At 71.8% G+C, this 6,725-nt stretch carries 7 protein-coding genes; 6 read left to right on the plus strand and 1 reads right to left on the minus strand.

Annotation, left to right across the window (positions count from 1 at the left end):
* Positions 1 to 145 precede the first annotated feature (145 nt).
* A complete protein-coding gene (locus ACFVWU_RS43890) occupies positions 146 to 2,392 on the minus strand; it encodes a heavy metal translocating P-type ATPase (protein ID WP_387632112.1) in 2,247 nt (748 codons plus the stop codon).
* 267 nt (positions 2,393 to 2,659) lie between these two features.
* On the opposite strand from ACFVWU_RS43890, the gene ACFVWU_RS43895 reads away from it, so the two are divergent.
* The 6 genes from ACFVWU_RS43895 to ACFVWU_RS43920 all read left to right on the plus strand — a co-directional run bounded on the left by ACFVWU_RS43895 (position 2,660) and on the right by ACFVWU_RS43920 (position 6,653).
* Entirely contained in the window at positions 2,660 to 2,941 is a 282-nt protein-coding gene (locus ACFVWU_RS43895; RefSeq protein ID WP_387632114.1) for a metal-sensitive transcriptional regulator, read from the plus strand.
* A 33-nt stretch (positions 2,942 to 2,974) separates the two neighbouring features.
* Positions 2,975 to 3,907 (plus strand): hypothetical protein, encoded by a 933-nt coding sequence (locus ACFVWU_RS43900; protein WP_387632116.1) that lies wholly within the window; start codon positions 2,975 to 2,977, stop codon positions 3,905 to 3,907.
* A 303-nt stretch (positions 3,908 to 4,210) separates the two neighbouring features.
* On the plus strand, positions 4,211 to 4,618 hold the full coding sequence (locus ACFVWU_RS43905; protein ID WP_387632118.1) for a peptidoglycan-binding protein: 408 nt from the start codon (positions 4,211 to 4,213) through the stop codon (positions 4,616 to 4,618).
* A 25-nt stretch (positions 4,619 to 4,643) separates the two neighbouring features.
* A complete protein-coding gene (locus ACFVWU_RS43910) occupies positions 4,644 to 5,063 on the plus strand; it encodes a peptidoglycan-binding protein (protein WP_387632119.1) in 420 nt (139 codons plus the stop codon).
* A 25-nt stretch (positions 5,064 to 5,088) separates the two neighbouring features.
* The gene (locus ACFVWU_RS43915) at positions 5,089 to 5,481 is read left to right on the plus strand and encodes a peptidoglycan-binding protein (RefSeq protein ID WP_387632122.1); all 393 of its coding nucleotides are present in this window, start codon (positions 5,089 to 5,091) and stop codon (positions 5,479 to 5,481) included.
* Positions 5,482 to 5,567: 86 nt separating this feature from the next.
* A complete protein-coding gene (locus ACFVWU_RS43920) occupies positions 5,568 to 6,653 on the plus strand; it encodes a peptidoglycan-binding protein (RefSeq protein ID WP_387632123.1) in 1,086 nt (361 codons plus the stop codon).
* Positions 6,654 to 6,725: the final 72 nt, after the last annotated feature.

Raw genomic sequence — 6,725 nt, forward strand, 5'->3', positions numbered from 1 at the left:
GCTCGACACGGAGCTTCCTGGGCCCCTGCGGCTTCCGGTCCCTACGGATCTCGAACTCCATCGCACACCTTGAGCTCGGGTGTTGCGACGACCGTCAGAACCCAAGGCAGCGGTTCCGGGGCCTCGGGGCCATCGGGGAGGGGGATCAGCGGAAGCGGCGCAGCCGGAGGCTGTTGCCGACCACGAAGACCGAGGAGAAGGCCATCGCGGCCCCCGCGATCATCGGGTTGAGCATCCCGGCCGCCGCCAGCGGCAGGGCCGCGACGTTGTAGCCGAAGGCCCAGAACAGGTTGCTCTTGATGGTGCCGAGGGTCTTGCGGGAGAGGCGGATGGCGTCCGCCGCGGCCAGCAGGTCACCACGGACCAGGGTCAGGTCGCCCGCCTCGATGGCGGCGTCGGTGCCGGTGCCCATCGCCAGGCCCAGGTCGGCCTGGGCGAGCGCCGCCGCGTCGTTGACGCCGTCGCCGACCATCGCCACGACCTTGCCCTCGGCCTGCAGCCGCTTGACGGTGTCGACCTTGTCCTGCGGCATGACCTCGGCGATCACGTGCTCCGGATTGATGCCGACCTCGGCGGCGACCGCCTCGGCGACCAGCTTGTTGTCACCGGTCAGCAGCACCGGGGTCAGGCCCAGGGCCCGCAGCTCGGCGATGGCCTCGGCACTGGTCGGCTTGACCGCGTCCGCCACCTCCAGCACCGCCCGCGCCTCGCCGTCCCAGCCGACCGCGATCGCGGTGCGACCGGCCGACTCGGCCTTGCGCTTGGCCTCGGCGAGGGCCTCCGGCAGGTACTGCGACCACTCGTTGAGCAGCGCCTCCCGGCCGGCCACCACGGCGTGGCCGTCCACCACGCCCTGGACGCCCAGGCCCGGCACGTTCTCGAAGCCCTCGACGGCGGGCAGTTCACCGGCCTTGGCGGCGGCGGTGGCGATCGCCCGGGCGATCGGGTGCTCGGAGGCGTGCTCCAGGGCGCCGGCCAGGCGCAGCGCCTCGGCCTCGGTGACGCCCTCGACGGCGTGGACGGCGAGCAGGGTCATCTGGCCGGTGGTGACGGTGCCGGTCTTGTCCAGGACGATGGTGTCGACCCTGCGGGTGGACTCCAGGACCTCCGGGCCCTTGATCAGCACGCCCAGCTGGGCGCCGCGCCCCGTGCCGACCAGCAGCGCGGTCGGGGTGGCCAGTCCGAGGGCGCACGGGCAGGCGATGATCAGCACGGCCACGGCGGCGGTGAAGGCGGCGGTCCAGCCCTCGCCGGTGCCCAGCCAGTAGCCGAGGGTGGCCACCGCGAGGGTGATCACGATCGGTACGAAGACCGCGGAGATCCGGTCGGCGAGGCGCTGCGCGGCGGCCTTGCCGTTCTGCGCGTCCTCGACCAGCTTGGCCATCCGGGCGAGCTGGGTGTCCGCGCCGACCCGGGTCGCCTCGACGACCAGCCGGCCGCCCGCGTTGACGGTGGCGCCGGTGACGCTGTCGCCGACCCCGACCTCGACCGGCACCGACTCACCGGTCAGCATCGAGGCGTCCACCGCCGAGGCGCCCTCGACCACCGTGCCGTCGGTGGCGATCTTCTCGCCGGGACGCACCACGAACCGGTCGCCCACGGCCAGCTCGGCGATCGGGATCCGCACCTCGGCTCCGCCGCGCAGCACCGTCACGTCCTTGGCGCCCAGTTCCAGCAGCGCCTTGAGAGCGGCGCCGGCGGTGCGCTTGGAGCGGGCCTCGAAGTAGCGCCCGGCCAGGATGAAGGCGGTCACGCCGGCCGCCGCCTCCAGGTAGATGTTCGAGGCGCCGTCGCTGCGGGCGATGGTGAACTCGAAGCCGTGCCGCATGCCCGGCATCCCGGCGTCGCCGAGGAACAGCGCCCACAGCGACCACAGGAACGCGGCGCCGGTACCGAGCGAGACCAGGGTGTCCATCGTCGCGGCGCCGTGCCGGGCGTTGGTGAACGCGGCCCTGTGGAACGGCCAGGCGGCGTACGTGACGACCGGGGCGGCGAGGGTCAGCGACAGCCACTGCCAGTTGTCGAACTGCAGCGCCGGCACCATCGCCATCGCGATCACCGGGACGGCCAGGGCCAGCGCGGTGAACAGCCGCTGGCGCAGCGGGGCCAGCTCGTCGGCGGGCTCGGCCCGCTCGGCGCCCTCGCCACCGGCGGCGGCCGGGGGCTTGGGCAGGGCGGCGGTGTAGCCGGTGGCCTCGACGGTGGCGATCAGGTCGGCCACCTCGACCTCGCCCTCGAAGGTGACCTTCGCCTTCTCGGTGGCGTAGTTGACGCTGGCCGAGACGCCGTCCATCCGGTTGAGCTTCTTCTCGATGCGGGCCGCGCACGAGGCGCACGTCATTCCGCCGATCGAGAGTTCCACCTCCGTGGAGGCGGGTGCCTGCGTGGTCATCGTTGCTCCTCGTGACAGTCGGTACTTCGAGGTACGTGCGCGGCCGGGCCGTCATACCGTGCAGGGGTATCGGGCGGTGCCAGGTTCATTTATACCCATGGGGGGTATTGAAGGCAAGCTCCGGGAGATACCCCCAGCAGGTATTTTTCCGGGACAGGGATCCGCTTGACTTGATACCCCCATGGGGTATTCACTCGTGGTCGTCGGACCGCTCCCCCGCACCGCCCGCACGCCCCGCACTCCCGCCGGAAGCCCGAGGAGGGCCGCATGGCCGGCTACCACACCGAGAAGGACCAGCTCCTGCGCAGACTGCGCCGCGTCGAGGGCCAGATCCGCGGCCTCCAGCGCATGGTCGACACCGACACCTACTGCATCGACACGCTGACCCAGGTCTCCGCCGCCACCAAGGCCCTCCAGTCCGTGGCGCTGCACCTGCTCGACGCCCACCTCGCCCACTGCGTCCAGGACGCCATCGCGGGCGGCGGCGCCGAGGCCGACGCCAAGGTCGCCGAAGCCTCGCAGGCCATCGCCCGGCTGATGCGGGCCTGACCCCTTTCACTTCGTACGTCCGAGGAGACCGCCATGAACACCGCCCTGCGCATCACCGCCTTCACCGCCGGCCTCGCCGCCGCCTTCGGCCTCGCCCTCGGCGTCGGCCACGCCACCGGTAACGGTCCCGCCCCCGAGCCCGCCGCCGAACACGCGGGACACGACACCGGACACGCCGGGCACGACGCCGGGGGCGGGGCAGCCGCCGAGCACCTGCCCGGCGGACTCCAGATCTCCGAACGCGGCTACACCCTGAGCGTCGACAACCCCTTCGTCACCGCCGGCTCCCCCACCGACCTGCGGTTCCGCATCCTCGGCGCGGACGGCAAGCCCGTCACCGCCTACCAGCAGCAGCACGAGAAGGAACTCCACCTGATCGTCGCGCCGCGCGACCTCTCCACCTTCCAGCACCTGCACCCCACCCTGGCCGCCGACGGCACCTGGAGCGCCCCCACCGCCGTCCCCGCCGCCGGCGAGTACCGGGTCTTCGCCGACTTCACCCCGACCGGCGCCACCGAGGGCCTCACCCTCGGCGCCGATCTCCACGCCGCGGGCGACCTGCGCCCCGCCCCGCTCCCCGAGACCGGACGGACCGTCACCGTCGACGGCTACACCGTCACCCTCGGCGGCGACCTCACCCTCGGACGCGGCAACCACCTCACCCTGAACGTCAGCAAGGACGGCGTCCCCGTCACCGACCTCCAGCCCTACCTGGGCGCCTACGGCCACCTGGTCGCCCTGCGCGCCGGCGACCTCGCCTACCTCCACGTCCACCCGGACACCACCACCCCGGGCCCCGGGATCGGCTTCACCACCACCGCGCCGAGCGGCGGCAGCTACCGGCTCTTCCTGGACTTCCAGCACCAGAACACCGTCCACACCGCCGCCTTCACCGTCACCGCGGACGGCACCGCCGCCCCCGCCGCCCCGGCCGCCGAGGAGCCGGCCGCCGACCACCAGCACTGAGCAGCCGCCCCCGGACGAGAAGTGCCGGGCGATCCCTCCCACGGGATCGCCCGGCACTTTCGCGTCTCCGGAGTCGGAGCGAGGGCGTATTCCGTCACAGCGGTCTCACACTCTGTTGGAAACATCTGTCTCACCGCGCAGGTCGGCGCTGTGGGACGCGTCCCACAGCGGGGTGGGACGTGTATCACCGCAGGTGGGACGGCCAGACGATCTGACGGACGGTCGGCGGATTGCGGCAGAGTTCTGCCGCGGCTCGGTGATGACGAGCCGGCACCCGAGACCGCTCCCTGAAGGGACACCTGCGTGAGCCTCAAGTCGCGTATCGCCAAGGCCGCCACCGCGACCGCCGTCGCCGGCGCCGCCCTCCTCACCCTGGCCGGCCCCGCCAGCGCCAACCCGAACGCGCCGTACATCGGCTACGGCTACGCCAACAACGGCGCGGCCGTGTGGTGCGTCCAGCACCAGTTCAACTACTTCATCAAGAACGCGTACATCAACTACCCGGCCATCAGCGAGGACAGCCAGTGGGGCCCGGAGACCTACAACGCGATGGTCTGGCTGCAGAAGTCCTTCATGGACCCGCCGGCCGACGGCATCGTCGGCCCGAAGACCGGTCAGTACCTGTACCAGATGGGCGAGCCGTACTACACGGGCTACGGCAGCGCCAACCCGTCCAACGCGTACTGCTGGCAGTACCTCCCGACCATCTGAGCCAGATCCCCTTCCGGAGACCCGAATGAGCCTCAAGTCCCGCATCACCAGGGCCGCCACCGCGACGGCCGTCGCCGGCGCCGCCCTCCTCACCCTGGCCGGCCCCGCCAGCGCCAGCCCCAGCGCCCCGAACATCGGTGACGGTTATGCCAACAACGGCGCGGCCGTGTGGTGCGTCCAGCACAACATCAACCACTTCCTGAGCATCACCAGCGACCCCAACCACCCCGCGCTGATAGCGGAGGACAGCATCTGGGGCCCGCAGACCAAGGCGGCCGTCGAGTGGGTGCAGTCCAACGCCTACGTCGACGGCCAGAAGCTCCAGGTCGACGGCTACGTCGGTCCGCTCACCGGGGACATGATCATCGGGGACGGCGACCCGTACTACGTCGGCAGCTACAACGCCTACTGCTGGCAGTACATCCCCACCACCTACGGCCCCTGATCATCCGTCGCGCGAGGAGCGGTACATGACCGCGAAGACCATCGGCCGAGGCATGGTGGCGGTGGCCATGGCCGGCGCCGCGCTGCTGGGCCTGTCCGGGACCGCCAGTGCCTCCGACACCGCCGGCTACATCGGCGACAACCAGCCCAACGACACCCACGGCGTCTGGTGCGTCCAGCACCTGATCAACGACGTCGCCCGGCAGAACAACCGGGCGACCGTCGACGAGGACGGAGTCTGGGGCCCGCAGACCAAGGACCAGGTCCAGTGGTTCCAGAACTTCGTCCACGTGTCACCGGACGGCATCGTCGGCCCCTTCACCGGCGACAACATCCTGTACCACGGCGACCAGTACTACGGCGGGAAGTCCGGCTACTGCTTCACCTACGTGCCCAGCGACTCGGGGCTGTTCGAGTAGTACCTGCCCGTCGAACACATCGAGCGCCAGGGCGGTGAAGCACCCCACCCTCCCTGGCGGACCATCACGGATCTGGAGACCCTCCTGTGAGTACCCTCCTTCCCACCCGGCGCCGGTTGTCGCTGGGCCTGGCCCTGGCGGCGGTGCTGACGGGCGTCGGCGCGTACACCGCCTCGGCCGCATCCGCCGCGGCCGCGCCGAGCCCGATTCCCCTCACCTCCTCGGCCTGCCCGGCCGACCTCCAGCAGGGTGAGACCGACGGCTGCGTCACCCAGCTCCAGCTGGAGCTGAACCTGACCGGCGCCCAGCTCACCGTGGACGGGCAGTTCGGGCCCGGCACCGACACGGCCGTGCGCAACTTCCAGGCCTCGCACGCCCTGGGCGTCGACGGCATCGTCGGGCCGGCCACCAAGTCGGCGCTCGACACGGCGGCGGCCGCCGCCTCCGGCACCGTGGACCTGCGCACCCAGTGCGGCGACCTGCAGACCGGCGCCAGCGGTGCGTGCGTCTCGACCCTGCAGACGATGCTGAACTCGTTCAACGCGGGCCGCCTGACCGTGGACGGGCAGTTCGGCCCGGCCACCGACACGGCCGTGCGCAACTTCCAGGCCTCGCACGGCCTGGCCATCGACGGGGTTGTCGGTAACGCCGTCAAGAACGCCCTCTACACCAGCACCCCCGCGCCGCTCCCCAGCGGCGCCATCGACCCGGCCAAGGTCCTGAACGCGGCGAAGAACTATCTGGGCGTCCCGTACGTGTGGGGCGGCGGCCACTCGCTGCGCGGCGAGGGCCCCGGCCCGTCGCTGGGCACCTGCGACGGCTACACCGGCTCGATCCAGCCCTGCCCTGCCAACACCACTGCCGGCCTGGACTGTTCGGGCCTGGTCCGGGCGGCCTTCTGGTTCGGCGCCGGCATCGACCTCGCCAACGGCGGCGACACCAACCAGCAGACCCTGGACAGCCACCTCACCCCGATCTCCGAGTCCCAGCGCCAGCCCGGCGACGTCGAGTACTTCGGGACGGACCCGCACACCACCACCCACGTCGTGCTCTACGCCGGCACCGACCCCGGAACCGGCGCGGACATGATGTACGAGGCGAAGGAGACGGGCACCAACGTCCACTACGTCACCCTGCGCACCGGCGGCTACTGGTACCACGTCTCGGCCTGACCACCCGGGCGTGGGGGGGGGGGGGGGGGGCGGGCCCCCCCCCCCCGCCCCCCCCCCCCCCCCCCCCCCGGG

The sequence above is a fragment of the Kitasatospora sp. NPDC058190 genome, assembly GCF_042883685.1.
GTDB lineage: Bacteria > Actinomycetota > Actinomycetes > Streptomycetales > Streptomycetaceae > Kitasatospora.

Excerpts from the sequence above, each read along its gene's own strand:
- ACFVWU_RS43900 (WP_387632116.1), top strand. The coding sequence starts at position 2,975 with ATGAACACCGCCCTGCGCATCACCGCCTTCACCGCCGGCCTCGCCGCC.
- ACFVWU_RS43890 (WP_387632112.1), bottom strand. The coding sequence starts at position 2,392 with ATGACCACGCAGGCACCCGCCTCCACGGAGGTGGAACTCTCGATCGGC.
- ACFVWU_RS43910 (WP_387632119.1), top strand. The coding sequence starts at position 4,644 with ATGAGCCTCAAGTCCCGCATCACCAGGGCCGCCACCGCGACGGCCGTC.
- ACFVWU_RS43895 (WP_387632114.1), top strand. The coding sequence starts at position 2,660 with ATGGCCGGCTACCACACCGAGAAGGACCAGCTCCTGCGCAGACTGCGC.
- ACFVWU_RS43915 (WP_387632122.1), top strand. The coding sequence starts at position 5,089 with ATGACCGCGAAGACCATCGGCCGAGGCATGGTGGCGGTGGCCATGGCC.